The organism is Sphaerochaeta sp. S2 (assembly GCF_016406725.1).
Classification (GTDB): Bacteria; Spirochaetota; Spirochaetia; order Sphaerochaetales; family Sphaerochaetaceae; genus Sphaerochaeta.
Genome location: NZ_JAEKNT010000468.1, coordinates 1 through 22,919 on the forward strand (window position 1 = coordinate 1; position 22,919 = coordinate 22,919).

Annotated in this window: 21 protein-coding genes; 12 read left to right on the plus strand and 9 right to left on the minus strand. The window is 48.5% G+C overall.

Features of this window, described 5'->3' with window-relative positions:
- Nucleotides 1–287 precede the first annotated feature (287 nt).
- Together JF818_RS13490 and JF818_RS13495 are read left to right on the plus strand one after the other, a co-directional pair.
- Nucleotides 288–1,625, plus strand: a complete 1,338-nt coding sequence (locus JF818_RS13490; RefSeq protein ID WP_198892502.1) for an acetate kinase — start codon at nt 288–290, stop codon at nt 1,623–1,625.
- A gap of 139 nt (nt 1,626–1,764) precedes the next feature.
- Nucleotides 1,765–2,439, plus strand: a complete 675-nt coding sequence (locus JF818_RS13495; RefSeq protein ID WP_198892503.1) for a response regulator transcription factor — start codon at nt 1,765–1,767, stop codon at nt 2,437–2,439.
- Between the two features lie 5 nt (nt 2,440–2,444).
- Here JF818_RS13495 and JF818_RS13500 read toward each other — a convergent pair whose 3' ends face one another.
- Nucleotides 2,445–3,065 carry a hypothetical protein gene (locus JF818_RS13500; RefSeq protein ID WP_198892504.1) on the minus strand — a complete coding sequence of 207 codons (621 nt, stop codon included), beginning with the start codon at nt 3,063–3,065 and terminating at the stop codon, nt 2,445–2,447.
- Between the two features lie 94 nt (nt 3,066–3,159).
- Here JF818_RS13500 and yqeC point away from each other — a divergent pair, with 94 nt between their 5' ends.
- The 3 genes from yqeC (at nt 3,160) to JF818_RS13515 (ending at nt 6,773) form a co-directional block, all read left to right on the plus strand.
- On the plus strand, nt 3,160–3,864 hold the full coding sequence (gene yqeC / locus JF818_RS13505) for a selenium cofactor biosynthesis protein YqeC (protein ID WP_198892505.1): 705 nt from the start codon (nt 3,160–3,162) through the stop codon (nt 3,862–3,864).
- Nucleotides 3,861–5,663 (plus strand): selenium-dependent molybdenum cofactor biosynthesis protein YqeB, encoded by a 1,803-nt coding sequence (yqeB, locus tag JF818_RS13510; protein ID WP_198892506.1) that lies wholly within the window; start codon nt 3,861–3,863, stop codon nt 5,661–5,663. Before yqeC ends, yqeB begins: the two co-directional genes overlap by 4 nt.
- Nucleotides 5,664–5,804: 141 nt before the next feature.
- Complete coding sequence (locus JF818_RS13515; protein ID WP_198892507.1) at nt 5,805–6,773, plus strand: XdhC/CoxI family protein; 969 nt, start codon at nt 5,805–5,807, stop codon at nt 6,771–6,773.
- Here JF818_RS13515 and JF818_RS13520 read toward each other — a convergent pair.
- A complete protein-coding gene (locus tag JF818_RS13520) occupies nt 6,761–7,837 on the minus strand; it encodes a peptidoglycan bridge formation glycyltransferase FemA/FemB family protein (protein WP_198892508.1) in 1,077 nt (358 codons plus the stop codon). The two genes, JF818_RS13515 and JF818_RS13520, sit on opposite strands and share 13 nt — an antisense overlap.
- 148 nt (nt 7,838–7,985) lie before the next feature.
- Here JF818_RS13520 and JF818_RS13525 point away from each other — a divergent pair, with 148 nt between their 5' ends.
- The gene (locus JF818_RS13525) at nt 7,986–9,827 is read left to right on the plus strand and encodes an ATP-binding protein (RefSeq protein WP_198892509.1); all 1,842 of its coding nucleotides are present in this window, start codon (nt 7,986–7,988) and stop codon (nt 9,825–9,827) included.
- Nucleotides 9,828–9,881: 54 nt separating this feature from the next.
- Here JF818_RS13525 and phoU read toward each other — a convergent pair whose 3' ends face one another.
- The 5 genes from phoU to JF818_RS13550 form a co-directional block, all read right to left on the minus strand.
- Nucleotides 9,882–10,559, minus strand: a complete 678-nt coding sequence (phoU, locus tag JF818_RS13530; RefSeq protein ID WP_198892510.1) for a phosphate signaling complex protein PhoU — start codon at nt 10,557–10,559, stop codon at nt 9,882–9,884.
- Nucleotides 10,560–10,574: 15 nt separating this feature from the next.
- The gene (gene pstB / locus JF818_RS13535; protein ID WP_198892526.1) at nt 10,575–11,396 is read right to left on the minus strand and encodes a phosphate ABC transporter ATP-binding protein PstB; all 822 of its coding nucleotides are present in this window, start codon (nt 11,394–11,396) and stop codon (nt 10,575–10,577) included.
- 5 nt (nt 11,397–11,401) lie between these two features.
- On the minus strand, nt 11,402–12,670 hold the full coding sequence (pstA, locus tag JF818_RS13540) for a phosphate ABC transporter permease PstA (protein ID WP_233067869.1): 1,269 nt from the start codon (nt 12,668–12,670) through the stop codon (nt 11,402–11,404).
- On the minus strand, nt 12,663–13,583 hold the full coding sequence (gene pstC, locus JF818_RS13545) for a phosphate ABC transporter permease subunit PstC (RefSeq protein WP_198892511.1): 921 nt from the start codon (nt 13,581–13,583) through the stop codon (nt 12,663–12,665). The genes pstA and pstC overlap by 8 nt, the downstream gene beginning before the upstream one ends.
- A 71-nt stretch (nt 13,584–13,654) precedes the next feature.
- Complete coding sequence (locus JF818_RS13550) at nt 13,655–14,650, minus strand: PstS family phosphate ABC transporter substrate-binding protein (protein WP_198892512.1); 996 nt, start codon at nt 14,648–14,650, stop codon at nt 13,655–13,657.
- A gap of 153 nt (nt 14,651–14,803) precedes the next feature.
- On the opposite strand from JF818_RS13550, the gene JF818_RS13555 reads away from it, so the two are divergent.
- The 3 genes from JF818_RS13555 to JF818_RS13565 all read left to right on the plus strand — a co-directional run bounded on the left by JF818_RS13555 (nt 14,804) and on the right by JF818_RS13565 (nt 16,966).
- Nucleotides 14,804–15,181: a desulfoferrodoxin family protein gene (locus JF818_RS13555; RefSeq protein WP_198892513.1), complete on the plus strand. Its 378-nt coding sequence runs from the start codon at nt 14,804–14,806 to the stop codon at nt 15,179–15,181.
- Nucleotides 15,138–15,692: a cysteine hydrolase family protein gene (locus JF818_RS13560; protein WP_198892514.1), complete on the plus strand. Its 555-nt coding sequence runs from the start codon at nt 15,138–15,140 to the stop codon at nt 15,690–15,692. Before JF818_RS13555 ends, JF818_RS13560 begins: the two co-directional genes overlap by 44 nt.
- A gap of 71 nt (nt 15,693–15,763) precedes the next feature.
- Complete coding sequence (locus tag JF818_RS13565) at nt 15,764–16,966, plus strand: nucleoside-diphosphate kinase (protein WP_198892515.1); 1,203 nt, start codon at nt 15,764–15,766, stop codon at nt 16,964–16,966.
- Here the strand turns inward: JF818_RS13565 and JF818_RS13570 are convergent.
- A complete protein-coding gene (locus JF818_RS13570) occupies nt 16,941–18,041 on the minus strand; it encodes a PAS domain-containing protein (RefSeq protein ID WP_198892516.1) in 1,101 nt (366 codons plus the stop codon). The two genes, JF818_RS13565 and JF818_RS13570, sit on opposite strands and share 26 nt — an antisense overlap.
- A gap of 202 nt (nt 18,042–18,243) precedes the next feature.
- Between JF818_RS13570 and JF818_RS13575 the strand changes: the two genes are divergently transcribed.
- Nucleotides 18,244–19,026, plus strand: coding sequence for an LCCL domain-containing protein (locus JF818_RS13575; RefSeq protein ID WP_198892517.1), 783 nt, complete (start codon nt 18,244–18,246; stop codon nt 19,024–19,026).
- Between the two features lie 71 nt (nt 19,027–19,097).
- Nucleotides 19,098–19,847, plus strand: coding sequence for a type II CAAX prenyl endopeptidase Rce1 family protein (locus JF818_RS13580; RefSeq protein ID WP_198892518.1), 750 nt, complete (start codon nt 19,098–19,100; stop codon nt 19,845–19,847).
- Here the strand turns inward: JF818_RS13580 and JF818_RS13585 are convergent.
- A complete protein-coding gene (locus tag JF818_RS13585; protein WP_198892519.1) occupies nt 19,844–21,907 on the minus strand; it encodes a bifunctional diguanylate cyclase/phosphodiesterase in 2,064 nt (687 codons plus the stop codon). The genes JF818_RS13580 and JF818_RS13585 overlap by 4 nt on opposite strands.
- A gap of 129 nt (nt 21,908–22,036) precedes the next feature.
- On the opposite strand from JF818_RS13585, the gene JF818_RS13590 reads away from it, so the two are divergent.
- Nucleotides 22,037–22,918 carry an AEC family transporter gene (locus JF818_RS13590; protein ID WP_198892520.1) on the plus strand — a complete coding sequence of 294 codons (882 nt, stop codon included), beginning with the start codon at nt 22,037–22,039 and terminating at the stop codon, nt 22,916–22,918.
- Nucleotide 22,919: the final 1 nt, after the last annotated feature.

The window sequence follows — 22,919 nt, forward strand, 5'->3', positions numbered from 1 at the left end:
CTGTAATTGGGTGGGGGTTGGTTCACTTGTCGTCTAAAACTTTGGAACCAACCCCTCTTGTTTTCTTGCAGCCTGGACTATACCACAAAGACAGGCAAGAAATCCCCTTCCTGTGCTAATGTGACAAAATCCCTTCCGTTACCTCAAGACATTATCACTTCCCAATGAGAGAACTAAAGGTTCTTTTTTCGCTTCATGTTGATTATTCTGCCCAATAGTGTTTTAATAGATAGGTATCTTTTGCAATCAATTAACATAGTGTTATAGAGAAATAATAGGAGTCATTCATGGTAATTTTGACCTTGAACTGTGGCAGTTCGTCTGCCAAGTACCAGGTGTACGACTGGGTAAACAAAGATATTCTTGCTGTTGGTGTTGTAGAACGCATCGGACTGGAATATTCCACCATTGAGCATAAGGCAAATGGCAAAGAAGAGTACAATGCAGAGTTCTCCTCCCCTACTCATAAAGAGGCAATTGAGCTGATCATCAGGATGCTTCTTGATGATGAGTATGGAGTCATCAGTGACTTGTCTGATATTGGGGCTGTTGGTCACCGTGTCCTGCATGGTGGTGAGGTGTTCAAGCAGTCTGCATTGGTAACCGATGAAGTCATTGAACAACTGAAGGAGGTAACACACTTGGGTCCACTTCACATGCCTGCCAATATCATGGGCATTGAAGCAGCAAGGAAGGCAATGCCATCCGTTCCCCAGGCCATCATCCTCGACACTGCATGGCATCAGACCATGCCTGAGGAAGCATTCATGTATGCCGTTCCCTATGAGTGGTACACTGATTACAATGTACGACGCTACGGCTTCCATGGAACCAGCCATCTCTACTGTGCAAAGCGTGCAGCAGTCCTGTTGGGCAAGAAGAATGAAGATACAAATGTCATCGTCTGCCATATCGGAAACGGTGCATCCATCAGTGCAGTGAAGAATGGTGTCTGTATTGACACTTCCATGGGTCTCACCCCCCTTGAAGGTTTGATCATGGGCTCCAGAAGTGGAGATATTGATCCTGCCATCATTCCCTACATGATGGACAATACCGGCATGAGCGCAAAAGAGATGGACACGGTTCTCAACAAGAAAAGTGGACTGATCGGCTTGTGCGGCAAGAGCGACCGCAGAGACGTGCTCAAGGCAAGTCTGGAAGGGGACAAGAAAGCAGCTCTGGCCATCAAGATGGAAACCCGCAGGATTGCAAAGTATATCGGCGGCTATGCTACCCTCCTTGGTGATAAGCTGGATGCAATTGTATTCACCGCTGGTGTCGGAGAGATGGCTCGCCATATCCGCCTCGGTGCATGTCAAGGCTTGGAAGCAATCGGGGCAGTAGTTGATGAACACAAGAATGAAGTCTGTTTCAGCAGGAACGGCGAATTCGAGATCAACACCGATGATTCGAAGGTAAAGATCCTGGTGATTCCGACCGATGAGGAATTGGTCATGACTGAGGATGCCTATGCACTCATGAACGGCACCTATGATGTACATACCAATTTCCACTACACCTTCGAGGACAAGGACTATGTAAACAAGAGCCGAGAGAAGGATCTTCAGAAGAACATTGAGAAGAATCCAGAGCTGGCAACTATTTTGGCAATGCCACGCTAAAAAGTAATACTATTTTTCTTGTGAACCACGCTGGGGATACCCCCTGCGTGGTTTTTTCTTGTTTCTTCAATCTATGAGAATTCTATGAAAATGCCGGGATAATCTTGCTTTCAAGGTGCAATACAAGTAGTGTATGGCTATGGAAACTATCTTGGTTGTTGAAGATGATGTTGATATCCGGGAATTGGAGAGATACACACTCTCATCCCTCGGATATATGGTCCTGGAAGCTGAACATGGCGCACAAGCCCTGGATTTACTGAAGAGTCACCACATTGATCTTATGGTGCTCGATATCATGATGCCTGTCCTTGACGGCCTCTCCACCATCAAATCTGTTCGCTATCAGCTGAACAACCCTGTACCCATCATTGTGGTCTCAGCGAGAGGGGAAGAGAGTGACATCATCACAGCCCTTGAGCTTGGAGCAGACGACTATCTGAGCAAGCCCTTCAGTGCAAAAGTCCTTGCTAGCAAAATAAGGGCAGTTCTGAGAAGAACCCAGGAAATGGAGCAGCAACACCCCATGTTAGAAGCCGATGGACTTATCATGGACCAGCAAAAACATCAGTGCATGCTTGATGGAGAAGAGATTGAACTTACTGCAACAGAGTTTGCCTTGCTCTATCTTTTGGCATCGAACCCTGAACAGGTCTTCACAAGGAACCAGATCATCACCAAGGTCAAGGGAGACGATTACCCGGTGACCGACCGATCAATCGATGTACAGATTGCTACGCTCAGAAAAAAACTGGGATCCTACGGAACCAGGATCAAAACCATCTGGGGAATCGGCTACACCTACAAGAACTGACGATCTCACGGTATCTTTTCCAGCAATCGGTAGAGTTCTGCCAGAAAACTCTCGTCATCTTCTGCAAACGGTGAGGGCTCTTCAATCCTCTCATCTTCCACCATGAACTGTCCAACCCTACTCTCATACTCGTTCTCAAAGGCCTGGGAGATATCAGCATCAGTTGCACTCCCGTCTTGGATCCTTTCTATGATGGAGAGGCTATCGTCAGTTATCCGCTGGATCCTCTCCAACTCTCTTCCTTGTATCTCCAGCAGTTTCAGTTGCTCCCTCTCTGAGAGGGGAACCTGCTGTGAAGTCGACTGGAGAAGCTTTGCCGCAAAATTCGCCATCCTCTCCCCTCTCTTGATCCCTGCCTTCTCCCAAACTGCATAGGTTTCCTTCTCTTTCTGGATAAACACGAATGATTCATCAAGGAGATGCAGTGAAAGCACCGCAAGCTCTGATTCCACAATCATAAGCGGGGTGCCTGGGGGTATGGTGGCAAAGAACTTCTCCCTACCCTTCAAGGTGTCAGCACGTCCTCTTGCATAGTGAGGGCTTTTGCCCTCCTGGTCGATGACACAAAGCACATAACGATTACCAATGATATCAGCTCCTGCAAATCCTGTTTCACTTCTGTTCATTCCTCCAGCCTAGCAGAGAATGATGCCAATACCAGTGCAGAAAGAAATCACGGCAATAGTTGCAAGATAGCCACCTGTGGTGCTAAAGTGAAGTATGGCGACATTGATTACATCCCTGCAGAAGCACTTTCATGGTAGTGAGAGCTGTATCTGCATTACGGGGAGTGGGGGTAAAACCACTGCTTTGATACAGCTCGCCAATGCGTACGCAGCTGATATGAAGCGGGTCCTTGTCTCCACCACTACGAAAGTACTTTACCCTGAAGACAGGGACTATCACTGTGACCGCTACTTCTGGGATGAGGATGTATTCTCGTACTCATGCAAGAAAGGTGAGCGGGTTTTCTACGCAAGACGAGGTCCCATCAAGGCAGAAGCGCCTCCTCTCAAAGACCTCGAACGTTTGAAAGAACACTATGATGTGCTCTTGCTGGAAGCAGATGGAGCTCGCGGGATGGACCTAAAACTCCATAGTGAGCGGGATCCAGTGGTACCGGAATTCACTACCGCTACCTTGGCAATTGCTTCTTTTTCCGTCTTCGACAAGCGACTCAGTGAACACTGCTTCGGATGTGAAGCCATGCCTGACCGTCTCATCGATGAAGAGACCTACTCATTCTTGCTTACCCATCCAGAGGGCATCCAGAAGGGCATGAAAGGTGTTCACGCTATACTTTTTAACCAAGCAGAGAGAACCGACTGGAGCAAGATCGAGAACATTCAAAGATCGTTCCCTGATTTGCATTTGTTTTTTGGTTCCCTTGAGCAAAATGTTCTCATAGAAAGGAAAGTGCCATGAAACACACAGTATTTGAAGCAGCAGCATACTTGAGTGAACACAAAGAAGACTTTGTGTATGCAACCATCATCAGGACTGAAGGATCCACCAGCAGAAACCAAGGGTCCATGGTCATTGATACAAAGGGAAGGATTACCGGGACGGTGGGGGGAGGAGAACTCGAGGCGTACGTACTCAGCCAGTCCCTCAATCTGATCAGCAATGATGAGACATACCGTCATATCCACTTCACCGTCCAGATGGAAGACGAGGTAAGTGTGGGTGTCGTCTATCTCTTCCTTCTCCACTGCACCACTGATGTTGAGCGAAAAGCCTTCATCGATTTCAGGCGGTGGGAGTCGTATGAGCTTGACCATGTTTTTGGTCTTCAATTACAACCATCAGTGGCTTTGCTCGGACTCTGTGAGGGAGGAGCAACCATTGGGGATGTGCATCCCACATTCCTCAGCCACGCCCAGGAGGCACTCAACAAGAAAAGTACCACCCTGGTGGAAACAGGCTCATGGACCTGTCATCTCAGTCTCCCGGTGAACTACCATAACCTCCTCTTGATCGGTGGAGGGCATGTAAACCAGGCAATCGCGGAACTCGCCCACTTTGTGGGAATTCCCACCCAGGTGGTTGAAACACGTGAAGACTTTGCCACGGAAGATCTCTTTACCTTCTCAAAGAAACGTGAGGTTGCCCCAACCCTTGCTGAAGCACTGAACAATATTGAAACCAATGAGTATACAGCTTGTATTATCGCGAGCCATGCCTTTGGCCCTGAAACCACCAAATTGCTCCTTGAAAGGAATATTGCCTATCTTGGGGTGCTGGGTTCCAGGCACAAGGCAAAGAAGTTGCTTGCTTCCCTCACCCTTGACCAGAGTGATCTGAAGCGATTGCACTGTCCAATTGGACTGGATATCGGCACAGAAACCCCTCAGGAGATTGCGCTCTCCGTACTGAGTGAGGTGATGAAGGTTTTCAACAACCGCAGTGGGCAGAGTCTCAAGCACAAGGCAAACAAGATGGTCGTGGTCAGAGGAGGAGGCGACCTTGCTACAGGGGTTATTCTCCGTCTCTTCAGAGCCGGATATTATGTTCTGGTACTGGAGACCGAACAGCCAACGGTTATCAGGAGAACTGTCAGTATCGCACAGGCAATGTACAGCAATACCGTTACCATAGAGGGAGTGAAAGCATCCCGTTGCAATGACCTGAAGGATGCCTATGCAAAGATGGATGCAGGTATCATACCTGTCCTGGCAGACCCGGAGGGAGAACAGATAAAGAGAGTAAAACCGGTCTGTGTTGTGGATGCCATTATGGCCAAGAAGAATATCGGTACCACAATCACCGACGCTCCGCTGGTAATCGCCCTTGGTCCTGGGTTTGTGGCAAAACAGGATTGTGACCTGGTCATTGAGACCATGAGAGGACATAGCCTAGCCAGAATTCTGAATGAAGGATCAGCAATGCCCAATACTGGAATCCCAGGGGTCATCGGAGGGTATGGGAAAGAACGGGTGCTCCACAGCCCTGCAGAGGGAGTCTTCTACAGTGACCATCAGATCGGTGATTTGGTTAAGCAAGGTGAGGTAATTGCCAAGGTTGGTGATGTGGATGTCATTGCAACCATCAGTGGGAAGCTCAGAGGCTTGCTGAACAATGGGCTGGAAGTTCCAGAACACTTCAAGATTGCTGATATCGACCCACGTGGCGAGCATGCTGACCATACCACGGTAAGTGAGAAAGCCATGGCAATCGGAGGTGCTGTTCTGGAAGCCGTTGATGGATTCCTCAGCAGAGCATAAGACGATACAAGAGGGACCACACCCGGCTCTGAATAGCGTCAGGTGTGGTAATCTTTCCATTATTCTTTGCTATCTTCAATGGATATTTTGCCTTCAATCCGTTAGTATGGAGTAAATACACTGTCCTTGCCAGGAGGAACCATGGATAGGAAACACTACTACTCACAACTACTCAGCGCATTGAAACATGATATCGTAGAGCGAAGGACTATCCTGCAGGGTCCCTGCACAGGGGATGAGGCGATCCTGCAGAACAAGCAGGTCATCGCCAGCCTTGGGAGAGGCGAGCATAACTGGGATGATCCCAGTCTTCTCAGGGAGCGTCTTTCCAGCGATGTACATCTGGTCATCTTTGGCGGTGGTCATATTGCCCTCGATCTCTACCATCTTGCGATCGATCTTGCCTTACGGGTCACAATCGTCGACGATCGCCCAGAATTCTGCAATCAAGAACGATTTCCTCAGGCTACCTGTCTCTGTGCCCCGTTTGAAGAGGTTCTCGAAAAGCCTCAATCGTGGATCAGGCCGTACTTCATCATCACCACAAGAGGGCATGCATATGATAGGCTCTGCCTGGAAAAAACACTGCGCCTACCCCACTCCTACATCGGTATGATCGGTAGCAAGAAGAAGGTTGCAAACACCTTTGATGCTTTACGCAATGCAAACTACAGTGAAGCAGAACTTGCTTCTGTGAAAGCTCCCATCGGGCTTGATATCGGGGCAGTTACTTCCTCGGAGATTGCTCTCTCCATTCTTGCGCAGGTTATCAGCGAATACCGCAAGAAGGAACAAGCGGTCAGGATTGATGAACAGTTGCTTGCCCGCCAGGCAACCGGCGAGCGCCACATTCTCGTCCGTGTAGTGGAAAAACATGGTTCAGCCCCATGTGAAGTCGGTTTCCAGCTAGCCCTGTTTGCTGACAGGACCTTGATGGGAACCGTGGGTGGTGGGGAGATTGAGGCAAGGGCAATCAAAGAGGCACAGCAAATGCTCATGGATGCACAGATGCAAGACCACACGGTACGCTACGACTTGAGCAATGAACGTGCCGGCAGTATAGGGATGATCTGCGGAGGTGTGGCAACCCTGCTGTTTCAGCGCAGGTGATACCCTTCCCCTACCATCTCATAGGCAAATAACTGCGAGGCTTGTTCCTCATCATACGCAAAGTCCCAGCAACCCATCCTATGGAAAGTGGTGCCACCAAACCCTTTCTTGAAGGTATAGAGGCCACTCATCGGGTGGTCCATTCCTCCCGTTGGGGAGACCCCGAAGAGGTCGTATTCTATGCATCCCCATCTCTTTGCCAGCTGAATTGCATGCCACTGCAAGGCATAGGTACTCATGGAGTTCCTCATCTTGGAAGAAGAGGCTCCGTAGAGATAGGTTGCCCGGCGCGCTGAACGACTGAGGAACATGGCACTGAGCGGCTGCCCATCAAAGAAAGCCATCAGAAGTACAATTTCTGCTCCCTCATCTTCAGCGCTGTACAGTGCATCAAAATATGATCGGTCGTGCAAGGTTATCCGGTTTCGTTCACATGTCTCCTCATACAACGAGTAGAAGATATCCAAATGGTCTCTCCCAACCTGGCGGACTTCTACTCCCTTTCGTTGTGCAAGACGGATATTGTAACGGGTTTTATGATGCATGCGAGAGAGAATTTGCTCTTCGCTCCCCAGCAGATTCACAAACATGGTATCACTGGGAAGCTGGTTCGAGACTGCCTTTCTTAATTGCTTGTTATTCGTTCCCCAATTGAGCCGAAGATTCTGCAGGGAGAGGGAAACATCATCATCCTCTTCCCAGATCGATTGCCAAGGGAGGTCGTAGCGAAGCAGGAGACAATGGGAAGGCAGTTTTTCACGAAGATTCATGGAAAGCTCTTCCAAAAAGGGTCCCATCTTCTCCTCATCAGGATTCAGCACTGGCCCATAGGGGACATATCCGATACTTTGGTGCCGATTTACCGGGATCAACTGTACAAGGATGTCATCCAGGACATACGATGAGCCTGGTTTCCCATAGAGTTCAGAAAGCGGTGTTTTTATGTCAAATGCTTTGGTGTGGTATCCTTGGCTCTCCTTTACTTGAGACCAGAAATACGATTGATGTAACAGAGGTGTATCATAGAGACCAGCAGGATCTTTTTCCTGCACCGTGAGATTCATTTCAAACTCCATTCTTAAATAGTCAAAGAAAACCATACCACAGAAAGAAAAAAGGGGGAAGGGAGATAAAATGTGAAGAAAGTATGAATACCGTACACTTCTCTTGTCTTGCTTGAACCAACGTTGGTAGAATCAAGTGAGGAAAATTATGCAATACAAAAGCATTCGTGCGCGTTTGGCGTTGACTACCTTTCTTGTTCTGGTGTGCTCCCTCTTTGGCAGTATGTGGATTGCAAACCGCTCATTCGCCACTACCATCAGGGAAACAACCTACGCAGAGCTCTCTGCCAAGGCAGAATATCTGGCAACCCTCTCCAAGAACTCATCAGAACCATGGATGACAGAACATTTTGACTCGTATGCGGCTTCCACTGCAACCAGGATTACCATCATCAACAGTGAGGGCGTTGTTCTCTTTGACTCTGACTATGCTGCAGAGACGATGAACAACCACCTCTATCGAGAGGAAGTACAAGCAGCTTTGAGGAATGGGAGTGCTTCCAGTGAAAGGAGGAGCAGCACCCAGAACCTTCCCGTCCTCTACTGGGCAGTAGCATTGGAAGACCATCCTACCATTGCCGTACTGAGAGTATCCAAGACGCTCAGCCAACTCTCTGGGTACCAGGCAACCTATCAGACTCTTTTCTTCAGAGGTATTGGTGTGCTGGTGCTCTTTTTCCTGCTCCTTACCTTCTTCGTCATCACCATGATCACCCGCCCACTCGACCGTTTAAAGATGCTTGCTCGCAAATATGCAACAGGCGACCTACAAGCAAGACTCCATCTCTCTTCCCCCCAGGAACTCGCTGAACTCGCCCATACCATGGAAGAGATGGCCCAAGAGATCCAGGAGAAGATTTCTCAGGTTGAGTTCGGTAAAAACCAAGTGGAGGCCATTCTCAACAGCCTCAGTGAAGGAATCCTTCTCCTTGACCGAAACCTGAACATCAAGGTAGCAAACAGGGAAGCCCACCTGCTCTTTACTGACCAGAAGGACTCTGTCCTTGACAAGAATCTTTCCCAGCTTATCAGTTCCAATGAAGTGCGTACTCTCTGTAACGCCACACTGCGGGATGGAGAAGAGAGGGAACTCACCATCGAACAGTATGGCCACCTTTTTGGACAGACTGCACGAATTGCAGGAAAACAACAGGTGCGGGAGCTGAGGATGCTCACCTGTGCTGTCCGATCATCCGAAGGATTCATCAACTCAGTGGTTCTCTCCATAAATGACATGACAGAGTTGAAACGCCTTGAGCAAATCCGCAAGGATTTTGTGGCTAATGTAAGTCATGAGCTTAAAACCCCCATTACCTCAATTGCTGGATTTGCGGAAGCACTCACTGAGACGCTGAATCCAGAGGAGATCACCCACTTCTCAAAGATCATCAGCAGACAAGCAAACAGAATGAGACAGCTAGTTGAGGATTTGTTATTGCTCAGTAGCCTTGAGCAAGAACAGCACAAAGCTTCCATGAGCTGGACTACCCTGGAGCAAATCATAGGGGAAACAGAAGAAGCTTGTTCCTATCGCTTTGAGGAACGTGGCAGCAGCCTGCACATCGCCTCGGACAATCCAGATAATCTCCTGCTCTATGTCAATGAAAATCTGATCGCCCAGGCTTTGAAAAACTTGGTGATCAATGCATTGAACTACTCTGAAGCAGGGTCAAAGGTTCATCTCTCGGCAACAGTTGGTGAGCAGCAGATTATCTTCAGCGTCAAGGACCATGGTATCGGTATACCCAAGGATGTCCAGGATAGGATTTTCGAACGGTTCTACCGAGTTGATGCAGCAAGAAGCAGGAGCCAGGGAGGGACCGGCCTAGGTCTGTCCATTGTCAAACATATCGTGAATGTCCATGGGGGAAAACTCTCGCTTGAAAGTGAGCTGAGAAAGGGAAGCACCTTTACCATCATACTGCCGAGGATAGGAGGAAACCTGAAGGACCTGCAGAAACGAAGCGAAGAGCTCTACAAAAAACACTAAAGAACATCCCCCCTTTCCGGGAGGATGTTGCAGAGTGATTTCTCTTGGAGTTTTCTATTCTGTCTTTTTAGGTCCGTTGAGCTTCGGTCTTTGCCCCTTGTCCATGTAGACGATCCAGCGGCATATGGTCGTCACATGGTCCCCATACCGTTCCATCTCCTTTGTCAGATAGAAGAGATTGAGAATACGTTCCATCTCAGCCTCTGTCTCCGGCCTGAGAGCAAACAGATCTGCGTTCAAGGCATCCCGCTCTGCATCCATCTTGTCGTCAAGGGATGCAACCTCGATTGCCTTCTCTGCCTTCACATCAATGAAGGCTTCAACAACCTTACGGGTCATGGTAGCACCGAGCAGTGCCATTTCGCTGATACGCTCTACGAACGGGATGAACATTGCTTCCTCTTCGCTACTTGCCATCTTTGCCATATGCGCAGCATGGTCTCCCATCCGTTCCAAGCTGGATACAATCTTGATCCCTGCAATGATATGACGCATATAATGCCCATAAGGAGTCTCACTTACCAGAAGTCGCACAGCATCGTTCTCCACCATCTCCTGCAGCTGGTCGATGAACCAGTCGTTGGCTATGACTTTCTTGGCCAACTCCACATCATGGTTTCGAAACGAATATTGTGCCTGGTATATTGCTTCCTCCACCCTATTCACCATTTGAATGAGCATTTCTTGGAAGAATTGCATCTTCTCATCAAGCTTACTGATAGTTTGGTCCATGATTCCCTCCTAGGATCAACCGAATTTACCGGAGATGTACTCTTCCGTCTTTTTATGTGCCGGGTTGAGGAACAGCTGCTCGGTGGGAGCATACTCCTCCAGATAACCCGTCCGCTTCTCATCAACCATGAAGAATGCGGTATGGTCTGAAACACGTGATGCTTGACCCATATTATGCGTGACAATGACAATTGTGTAGTATTTCTTCAGTTCGAGGATCAGCTCCTCGATACGGCCTGTTGCGATGGGGTCGAGCGCAGAGGCCGGTTCATCCATCAGGATCACCTCCGGTTGTACGGCCAAGGTCCTTGCAATACAGAGACGCTGCTGCTGTCCTCCACTGAGTCGAAGGGCATTTTGCTTGAGCTTGTCCTTGACCTCATCCCAGAGCGCAGCCTTCTGTAGGCTGGTCTCTACCAGCTCGTCATAATCACCTTTGAATCCATTGATCTTCGCACCCCAGGTGATATTCTCATAAATCGATTTGGGGAATGGATTAGGTTTCTGGAACACCATGCCGATGCTTCTTCTGATCAGAACCGGGTCAACGTCCTTCGCATAGAGATCATGGCCATGGAACAATACCTTGCCATCGATTGTTGCCCCCCTGATCATGTCATTCATCCTGTTAATGCTTCTCAGTACGGTACTCTTCCCACATCCTGAAGGTCCAATGAATGCAGTAACCTGTTTCTCATAGATGGGAAGAGAAGCATCCTTTACCGCTTGGAAATTGCCGTAATGGATACTCACATCTTCCAGGGTTATGATCTCCTGTTTTGTATCTGGTTCTGGTTTTCCAAGGAACTCAAAACTTTCTGCTTCTGTTGCTTGCATTACTTTCATGCTGCCATCCTCTTTTTCTTGGCTAGTTTGTCTCTGAGATAGATTGCCCCACTGTTCAATACAAGCAGAAGTACCAATAAGACAATGATGGCTGCTGCTGCAATATTGCGATATGAACCCTGGGGACGAGCCGACCACTGGTAGATCTGAATCGGCAAGGTTGTAAATTTCGAGAAGATACTGGAAGGGTCAACGCTGATAAACGTTGATGCACCAATGACCACCAGAGGTGCCGTCTCTCCCAAAGCCCTGGAGAGAGCGAGAATCGTTCCCGTCAAGATCCTGTCAAAACTGACGGGAAGCACCTGACTCCAGATGGTCTGCCACTTTGTAGCTCCCACCCCATAGCTGCTCATCCTCAGTGAATCGGGAACACCCTTGAGGGCTTCCTGGGTGTTGATGATAATGATCGGGAGTACCAACAGCCCCAAGGTAAGTCCTCCACTGAGAATAGTCCTGCCATTAGCCGTGGTGTCGGCAACCGTAGTGAGAAATGCTCCACTGGTCACCCCTTCCATCGCCCTCACAAATACGGCCAATCCCAGAAGCCCGTAGATGATCGAAGGTACTGCACTGAGGTTGAAGATATTGAGCTGCAACATACGATTCAGTTTTGTATCCTCTGCATACTCTTCCAGATAGATGGCTGAACCAACCCCGATGGGGAAAGCCAGCAAGAAGGTAATGGCGATAATCCAGAGAGAACCAAGAAGCGCAGTGCGTATACCAGCATTCAGCGGATTGGCACTTTGGTCATTGGTAAGAAAATCCGGGGTTATCCAGCTCTTGAAGATCAGGTACGAATCCTCCTGATTTGCCATAAAGGCACCAATCTCATCCTGTTTGGTGATCGAGCCCCAAAGGCCCCAGCTCCTGAGAACTGTCGGCTTTATGATATATTGCTCTATCAGGGCACGTAACTCACGATCGGAACGTTCTGCTATCGGCTTCTCATACTCCACCCTTCTCAGTATGCCACTGGAGAGGTTGTTCCTTGCAGTCTCCTCCAATTGAGACCGGGAGAACTCCTCCAAGGACGAAGCCCCACTGATCAACTCTGAAATATTCACCTCGTTTCTGATGACTGCATACCCAAAAATGGAATCAATCACCGATACGAGCAACAACAGCAGAAACAAGACTGCTACTGCTGTAGCAAAGATAAATATCACTTTCCAGAATATCGATAAGCGAGCGCGTTTCTGCATCAAGAGCAGGCTCTCTGCCTTGGTGCCAAACATCGATTCTGTCTGCATATTATTCATACTCCTGATAGAAAAGGTTTGAGACTTTTCTTGAGATAAGATTCAGCGTGAAGGTGATGACGAACAACACCAACCCAAGTGCAAAAATACTGTTGTAATCAACCGAGTTGTAGCTGACATCCCCTCCACTGATCCTTACAATGTATCCTGTGATGGTTTCAGCAGCCTCAAAGGGATTGAACGTCATATTAGGTCCAGCCCCTGCTGCCAAGGCAACGATCATGGTCTCTCCAATAGCTCTGGAGAGAGCAAGCAGGAATGTGGCACTTAGCCCACTTAACGCGGCAGGAAGGACAACACGGAATGTGGTCTCTATCGGGGTCCCGCCAAGAGCAAGACCTGCAAGGCGTAACTCCTGGGGTACTGCTGAAATGGCATCCTCAGCCATGGTGGCGATCATGGGAAGTACAAGAATTCCAATAACCAATCCTGCACTGGCCGTATTGTAAATCTCCACTGTCTCCTGACCAAATATTGAGCGAAGCAAAGGGGTCATGAAGGTAAGGGCAAAATAGCCATATACTATGGTTGGAATCCCTGCCAACACCTCAAGAATCGGCTTGAGTCTACCCCTGACCTTGTCAGATGCATACTCCGCCAGATAGATTGCCACAAACAGCCCAAGGGGTATGGAGAACAACATGGCGATAACACTCGTCATGATGGTTGCATTCAGCAAGGGGAGAAAACCAAACAACCCGATCATGGGTTGCCAGGTCTTTCCAGTAAAAAATTCGACCAAGGTGACCTCAGGGTCAGAGAAAAAGAGAAAGGACTCGCGAATGAGGATCACCGCAATCCCAACCGTGATCATGATGGAGAACAGTGCAAACAGGAACAGGATGGTTTCAATAATCCGCTCATGCAGCCTACGTTTCTTTCCAAAAGGATGGGTGATATGCCTTTGTGTCATACTTGTATATCCTAGTTTTCATGGGAATTGGCCGCATCAATCAGATGCGGCCAACCTCGAACCGTGATGCGTTAGTACGCACCCTGGGTAGCATCCAACCAAGCCTGGCGAGCCTTATTCAACTCATCCTCATTGGCAGGGAAGTAACCTACACCTACAACCTCTTCATTGACATAGCTGAGGTAGAAGTCCAGGAAAGCGGCAACCTGTGGTTTGCTCTTCATGATCTCGGCATCACTGTAGAGGAAGAGAGGTCTTGCCAAGGGATAGGAGTTGTTGTCCACATTTGCCTTGCTTGCTTCAATTCCGTTGATGCTGAGAATGTTGAGAGAGTCTTCATTCTCACTGTAGTATGCATAGCCGAAGAACCCGATTGCATAGGGACTGCCCTTGATACCCTGTACCAGGATGTTGTCATCCTCACTGAGCTGCAGGTGACTAGCAGAGAGCATTGGTTCAGGATTCTTGTCGAACACTTCCTCAGAGAAGTAGTCGAAGGTTCCACTGTCTGTTCCAGGGATGAAGCGCTGGATCGGCTCGGCAGGATAGGCAGGATTGATGTCAGACCACAACTTGGCGGTGCTGAAAATCTTACCAAGCTCTTCCATGGTTGCATCCTTCAGGAAGGTGTTTTCCTTACTTACAACCACTGCAAGTGCATCGGTACCAACCCTGAACTCGATGGGGTTTCTGCCAATCTTCTTTGCATCCTCAATCTCGCTTGCCTTGATACCACGGCTTGCATTTGAGATATCAGTCTCACCGGATACGGTAAAGCGTTCAAAGCCTGCACCACTTCCGATTGAGTCAATGGTGATAACACCACTGTACCCTTCTTCTTTGAACCTTTCGGCCATGCGCTCAGAAAGGGGATAGACGGTGGAACTTCCAGCGGTGATGATATTCCCGCTGACCTTAAGTGGGTTTACCCCAGGAAGGCCTTCAACTTCAGGTCCTTCAATCCAACTGAAGGAGCTTGTTGCAACATTCTCTGATTCACTCTTCCCTGCTGCACTGAGTGAAGCCAGGGTGATAACCATAAGGACGATAATACTCAATCTTTTCATTGTTTCCTCCATATTTTAGAAACATTGTTGGGCACACCCTACAGCTAATATGTGAGAAAAGTGTTTAGAGACCATGAATAGTCTGTTATGTTTTTCTCTCCTCCCCTTTCCTCTTTGATCGAACCTTGGTACCTTTAGAAGAAAGGAGGGTTTATGGCAAAGAAGCTTCACTTCTACCGTTGCCCAATCTGCCATTCAATGGTTGATTTGGTATATGACGAGGGGCACTCCTTGCACTGCTGTGAAACAGAGATGCAACTCCTGAAACCAAAAACCGCGGACGCAAATGACGCAAACCATGAAATAGTACTCACTCACCGAGGGGACCTTCTCTATGTTAAAGTGGGCAGCAAGCCCCATCCCCAGAGTGATGATCATCAGATAACTACCATATTCTTGGTGACCAAGAACCATACCAGGCGACATGATATACGCAAAGGGACTCCCGCCTCTGCAGTATTCACCGATACTGAACATGGAGATGTATATGCCTACTGCAACAAAGAAGGATTATTCAAAGTCTCATTCTAGGAAGTTGCTTGTTGTGATCGACATGCAAAAAGATTTCGTCTCTGGAAGCCTCGGCACTGCTGAAGCACAAGCGGTGGTTGATAAGGTGGTCGCAAAAGTGGTTGGTTACAAGGGATCTCTTGCCTATACCTTGGACACCCATAAGGCAGATTATCTGGAAACCAGTGAAGGAAAACATCTTCCTGTCCCCCACTGCATCAAGGGGGAAGAAGGGCATCAATTGGTAGACCAGCTCAAGGAGCCGCTGAAAGATGCGATGGTCTTTGAAAAGCCCACCTTCGGCTCGGTTGAGCTTGCAACATACATAGCAGAAGACGAGACAATCACGGAAGTGGAGTTGGTGGGCGTATGCACTGATATCTGTGTGGTCTCCAATGCCCTCTTGATCAAGGCGATGAGACCGGAGCTTCCTGTCCTCGTTGATGCAAGTTGTTGCGCTGGAACAACCCCCAGCAACCATGAGGCAGCACTTAAGACAATGCATTCGTGCCAAATCGAGGTTTTTTCTTGAGCAGGTCATAGACAAAGAGCATCTGGACTTGTAGGATACGGTGTACAGACACTTTACTAAGGAGGCTGCTCATGGAACAGTCCTTATCGTATGTTCTGGTTACCCCATATACCGTAGCAAAAAGTCGCACCGGCGGGGTGCTATCCAGACTTCTCTCCCGCATATCCCTCGAGCTTGTAGGAGCTCAGATGATTGCAATGGATCAAACCATTACCGAGGAATATGCATCGATTATCAAGACTAGGGAAAAGGATGAGGGAGCGAACACCTCAAACCTTCTTTCCTCCTACATAGAACAGAACCTAGGACCCACCGGTGGAGTCAAACACCGATCCTTGTTGCTTCTATTCAAAGGGGAACATCCTTGTGAGGAACTTGCCAAAGTGGTGGGATCCTTCCAGAAGGAAGCCCGCTTGGTGGAAAATGTTACTGGGATGTCAATCCGTGACACCTATGCTGATCTTATCTACACTGATGAAAAAGAGAGTGAGGTTCTTTATTTTGAGCCGGCAGTCATCACTGCACAAAGCCAGAATGAAGCTGACCAAACACTTGCCCTCTTTGGCTCTTGGTTGCCAGGTAAGAACAACATCGTCAAGAACAGACCAGATGAGTATTATGAGAAGACCCAACGCACACTTGTCATCATCAAGCCAGATAACTGGAAGTATGCTTCCAGCCGCCCCGGCATGATCATTGACATGTTCAGTCGCAGTGGACTTCGCATCGTAGGTATCAAGGTACTGAAGATGTCCGTTGCCCAGGCCCTACAGTTCTACGGCCCGACCAAGGAAGGCCTGAAAGCCAAACTTGCTCCCATCTACGGTATGCAAGCGAGGGAACTCCTGGAAAGTGAATTCAATGTACTGCTGGGTGACCAGCTCCAGACAATCCTTACCAACAGCTTCGGCGATATGTACAGTGAAGAACAGTTCGAACGCATTGTAGAGTTCATGGCCGGTATAAAACCGAGTGAATGCAAGGCTGAGGATCTGGACAAGCCAGGACTGGTAAAATGCATGGTCCTGATCTATGAAGGCGTTGATGCCGTGAGTAAGATCAGAACAATCCTTGGTGCCACAGACCCGAACAAGGCACTTGCTGGAACCATCCGTAGAGAATTCGGCTCCAATATCCGCGTCAATGCTGCACACGCATCTGACTCACCGGAGAATGCCCAACGAGAGATGGGTGTATTGGAAGCTGAAGAGAATTTCAACGCCACCCTTATCAAGGGATATCTCGAATCTAAAGCAACCGCTTCTCCCCGCTAAGGGATCTGAGGTGTGTTGCGTCTTGGGTCACTTCCAAGGTCCCAAGATACTTGCCATCCATGCTACGCACTGCGTAGTACTGGATGTGGACAAACGCTCCCCTTACAACCAGATAAAATTCCGCAGAATCCTCCCTTCCTTCTTTGAAGGAACTGAGGATTTCCTCGACGGTGGACACACTCTTTGGAGGATGGCAGTTTTGCACCAACCTTCCAATTACCTGTGGACTACGGGGAAAGATACGATGTGGTGGATCAGAATAGAACTTGACCCGGTCATCGGCCCCTATGAAGGCAATATCGAGTGGGAGGAGACGGAAGATCAACTCCAACTGTTCGAATGTGAGGGCCCCAGTCTTACAAGAAAAGAGTGCATCAGCAAGGGCACTGTCCATACGCTTTTCGCTATGCTCGCCTAGGGCACGATATGCAACCGGATAGAGTATATATGTCTCCCGATACCGCAAGATTTCCATATTGAAGTAGAAGTTGCTGAACAATTTCCAGAATGATGCCATATCACTGCCTTCATAGGCTTGAGTCTGCTTCTTCAGGTCAAGGGCTGTATTCTGGATCGCCCACATAAGCTTCACGCAGCTATGTTCATTGCTGGTTTGCTCAAAAAGAGGGAATAGCTCATTCTGCAATCGCTCATAGTGCTTTTGTAGCAGATCAAACGAGGAAAGAACTTCCTGTATGCCTGAAACATCACCACTTCCTTCCTTCTTCAGTTGAATGCTGATTTGCTGCAATGAAGAGGACACCTTCGCGATTTCACCATTCTCCTCAACCAAGGATGTAAGCAGTACATTGTCCTGGTAATCTGGAAGCGTAGCACTCTCCAAGCCCTTACCCACTGAACGGATGAACCTCGCCACTGGAATGGTATAGGACTCAATATCCTCTGCCTTGCTGAGAAGTTCATCCAATGCCGCATTCGTCTCATATGCTGAGGCTGTTTCCAATACATCACGATAGGATTCGTAGGTTTCCTTGTCTGTAGTTCCCTTATAAAGAATCTGGAAGTACTCAATAAGCCGTGAAGTACGCTTGTCTGTATTGTGCATTAGTTCCATGTTCTGACTCCTCTCAAGCAGTTTGGAACAAACTTTGCAGTATGGCAAGCAGGATTTGTGCAACTTTCAGGGGTCTTCCTCTTCTAAGTGGACAGGTTCGGTATTATGCTCAGATTGGAATCACAGAAATCTCGGGGGCTTGGTACTTGTACTTCCCTGTCCTGCAATCTGTACCAACACCCACCACACATGGGGGTTATCAATGAACAAGTTACTAAGAATCGGTGTTGGAGTTATTATGCTTTCCCTGCTGTTTCTAGGCTGTACATCTGCCTCGCTCTCATTTTCACACGGTATCCCAGAGATCCAATTAGGGTATGACCATGGTGCATTCATCGAAGCACTCAATTACGTCCCCGATGTCGAGCCATGGTTGATGAGTGGGGACATGTTCAGCGAACGGGTCGGTGATCTCTTTACACTTGACTTGCCGCCTGGAGGGTCCGATCTCGCAATCTGGGGAACCGGGGTCTATACCGGTGACAGCAATGTAGGAACGGCTGCTGTGCACAGTGGCCTGATAACCTTCGAGGAAGGTGGCAGAGTATACTTCAAAATCCTTGAAGGTCGTTCATACTACAGAGGCAGTACACAAAAGGGAGTTACATCAATCACCTATGGCTCCTGGCCACTCAGTTTTGTGTTTACTGACAAGAAAGGCAATCTGCTTGAGGAAGACATACTGGAAGAGTATGTCATAGACTGGCAGACAAATGCTGATTTCCTCAATCTGTTTGCAGGGGAAGAAGTGACTGTCTCTCTCCCACCAGGAGGAACAGAGGAGACCATCTGGGGTTCCGGACCTTACAGCAGTGACAGCCCAATTGGAACAGCCGCTGTCCATGCAGGGAAGATTTCTTTTGAAGGGGGCGGAGAAGTGACCATCCAATTCATAGGAGAGGCTCCTCGATTCAATGGGTCCACCAAACATGGCGTTACTTCAGAGTCCTTTAACGATCAAATAGAGGCTTATATATTCCTCTAAGGTAAAGGGATTCACTATTCACTTCTTGTCAACTCCTGCACACTGGGATACAGTACGTGCAGGAGCTTTGCATGAAAATTGACAAGAAAGCATTACATTTTGCCCTGCTTTTTTTCCCCATAGGGCTTCTCTGTGCCTGGTATCTGGCGTATACGAACAGTACAGTAGCTGCAAACCTTGGTGTGGAAGTCTCACTCCCTCTGCTTCTACTGGCCACCTTTATCCAAGTTGCCTTGGTATATACGCTTCTGCTAGCCTACCTTGGACACCAACTTGCCCGGAAGGTTGGACTGCTTCGCCCCCTCACCTTCGAGAAAACACTTGCAGGAAAGGCGATCCTCCTCGGACTTCTCTCTGCACTGGTCATGCTCAGTGATTACTTTGTGTTTGCTCCACACATTCCCCAGGTCCAAGCCTCATACTCCCCTGAATCCTTCAGTTTTGTTGCGCTCCTCTTTTCCATGCTTTATGGAGGTATCCTGGAAGAGATCATGCTTCGATTGTTCTTCCTCTCACTCCTGGTCTTCATACTCGACCTGTTGTTTGGAAAGACGAGGCAAGGACTGGAAATCCCAAAAGCCTACTATCATATTGCGAATCTGGTTGCTGCAATACTGTTTGCGCTTGGTCATCTACCGGCAACACAAGCGGCCTTCGGAGCCTTGAGTGGTATGTTGGTACTCAGAAGCCTCGTACTCAACGGAGTATTGGGATATCTCTTTGGGTGGGTCTATCTGAAAATGGGAATCCAATATGCCATGATCACACATGCCCTGACGCACCTGTTCTTCCAAGGTATTCTCTTTATCTTCATCTTCTAGAGAAAACAGCGAGGAGTGTCGTCGCTCAGCAACTGCCCATACTCACTGGTCTCCAGCGGTTGGCTGTAGAAGTAGCCCTGTACAGCGTCGCAGCCCATGGAAGCCAGCATCCTTGCTTGCTCTTCACTCTCCACACCTTCAGCAATGGAGGTAATCCCAAGATCTTTCGCCATGGCAATGACATGCTGGATAACAACCCTTCCCTGTTCGTTGGTAGTAAGGTCGGTGAAAAACCCTTGGTCCATCTTGATTACATCAATCTGTACATCCTTGAGCATGGTAAGGGAAGAGTATCCTGAACCGAAATCATCAAGGGAGACCAAGAATCCTTGGCTTCTCAGCGATTTCAGGACAGATGATAGATGGGTAAGGTCATGGAGGAACAAGGTTTCGGTCAACTCGAATTCCATGAGTTTGTGGTCGATGCCATAGTGGTCAACCAATGCTACCAGGCTCTCCTCGTAGTCCGTGACAAAGAGATGTGCCCTTGACTGGTTGACCGAGATAGGCAGAAGGGGTTTGCCCTCACCCTTCCATTGGACAAACAGCTTACACACAAGCTTCAGGACATACATGTCCAAAGAGATAAGGAGATTATGTTTCTCCAGAAGTGGAATGAATTGTGAGGGCATCAACAATCCTCTGGTTGGATGCTTCCATCTGACCAGGGCTTCCCCCCCGATAAGGGATCCGGCAGAAAAGGAGTATTTCGGTTGAATCTGGATGAAAAATTCCCCAGCTGAGAGAGCCTTGTTGAACACATGCTCCAATTCACTCTCTTCAAGAAGCTGGTCCTTGAGTGCTTCCTCATAGAAGAGATACCAGCCTTGTTTCGCTTCCTTCAATGCTGAGAGAGCAAACAGAGCTCGGTCGATATATGAACTGATCTCCAGATTCGGCTCCTCAACCAGTGAGATACCGATGAGAATTTCCAACTGGAAAAGGGAAGCTTTGGGAAAAGAGAAATGGCTCAACTCTTCCTCGATGATGGTAATCCTCCGTTGCAAGGCTGTCCGTTCACGGTAGCTTACAAGCATAATGAACTTATCACCGCTTAATCGGGCACACAGTCCATCACGAGTAACATACCGAGGAATGACCTTTGCACAGTGAAGAAGCAAGGAATCGCCGAAGCCATAGCCAAAATGGTCATTGATCAACTTGAACTTTCCGATATCCAGAATCATGACTGCATAAGAGTCCCTCGGGTGCTGCAAGCGTATCTTTGCTTCCTTTTCAAAGAGATTCTTGTTCGGCAGTTTGGTAAGCTCATCAACATAGGCCAGATGCCATAAGGTCCTGGCATATCGATGATCCATGGAGAGCAAGTACACCAGGAAGAGGAAGAAGATGACGATAACCATCACCGCCATAGAGAGAGAGGAGCGAAGTATTGCCAGGGAGACCGATTCGGAAAGACCACGGTTGGCAACCAAGACAAACTGTCCCCATCCACCATCAAGCTTACTGGTGAACAACTGCATCGTTTCATCAGAAGCAAGCGAAAGTGCATCAAGCCCATCGAGACTTCCGTCTGTCTGCCAGAGCAAGGTTCCCTCCGGCTTGATCCAATATCCAGTGAAGGGCTTGCCCGTAAACAACGTACCAAGCAATGCATCGTATGTATTGGTGGAAACGGTATGAAACAGGGTAAGACATGTTCCGTCAGCCAGTTCAGCTTTTGCCGCATACTGCAAATGATCACCAGAACGGGTGATGGAAGGATAGTCACCTGCTTTCTCCCACCGGACATCGTACTCATTGAGCATAGCTACCGCACTCCCTTTCGTGAGGGATGCAGTTTCTTCAACCAACGATTGCAGCACTCTCTGGTCTTCATTGATCTGCTGGCTTACCAGCTGGGCACTTTGGTCCGCAAGATATTGGTACTGAGCCTGCTTCTCCTCCCAGAGTGATTGTTCTAGTTTGCGATTGAATTGGTGGAAAAACAGCGAGAGGATGAATACTAGAAAGAGGCTTAGCAGAAAGACGCGAATGGTCAGTTGCCCTGACCGTCGTGAATCTTGTCTGCCTTCTGCTGACCAACCACTCTTTTCCATGATACTCCTGTATTCTGGTTTTCAGTATAGCGGAATAAGGGAAGGAATCAAGAACTGAATGTTCTCTGGGCGTGCTTTTTCCCCACTGCTTGGTTGCTTCCCTTTACGCTTTGCCGTATAGTTCAGCTCATGATTATCTCCTCACTATTCCAGATGCTTCCCATTATCCTTGTTGTCTTGGGTGGTTTTTTGCTGAGCAGCATTGAGTCGATCAAGGTGGAAGACCTTGTCCGTATTGTCTCTGACTTCTTCATGCCTGCCTTGGTATTCATCTCGCTGACTGAAAGCACCCTCAGCGGAGCAGTTATTGGAGATATTGCAAAAGCTTCTGCATTGGTCTCGCTTTTACTCTTCCCCCTTGCACTTGGATGGGCAAAACTTGCAAAACAGGATATGCGTAGCACAATCCCCCCACTGGTCTTCATGAACTCCGGGTTCCTTGGTATCCCTCTGATGGAACTATGGGGAGGAAGCGAGGCAATGAACCTGATCCTCATCTATGACCAGATCCAAGGAATTTTTCTCTTCACATTGGGACTGTTGATCATCACCGGAGGGTTCAGCAAGAAAGGTCTGCTGAACATGCTCCACTCACCGATTCTCTGGGCGGTATTGCTTGGATTCCTCGTAAGAATACTTCCCATAACCATGCCGAAGGCGATTGTCTCAACCTTTACCTTTGCGGGTAGCGCCGCCAGCCCTCTGGCAGCCTTTACGCTCGGGGTCTCTCTCAAGAGAATCCGCTTCACTTTCGACCGTCATATCATTGGCGGCTTGGCCATCCGATTTATCGGAGGGTATGCCGTCGGGTACCTTGCAGCATCCCTTGTTGGCCTTAGCGGACTATCAAAGACGGTAGTGATTGTAGCAACGGCACTCCCTTCAGCAGTTTTCACAAGTGTATTGCCACTGCGCTACGGGTTGAAGAATGAGTTCTCCAGCACCATGGTTTTGCTCAGTTCACTGATGGGGATCTTTACCATCCCCATCACCTTGGCCCTTGCTGCCTGAG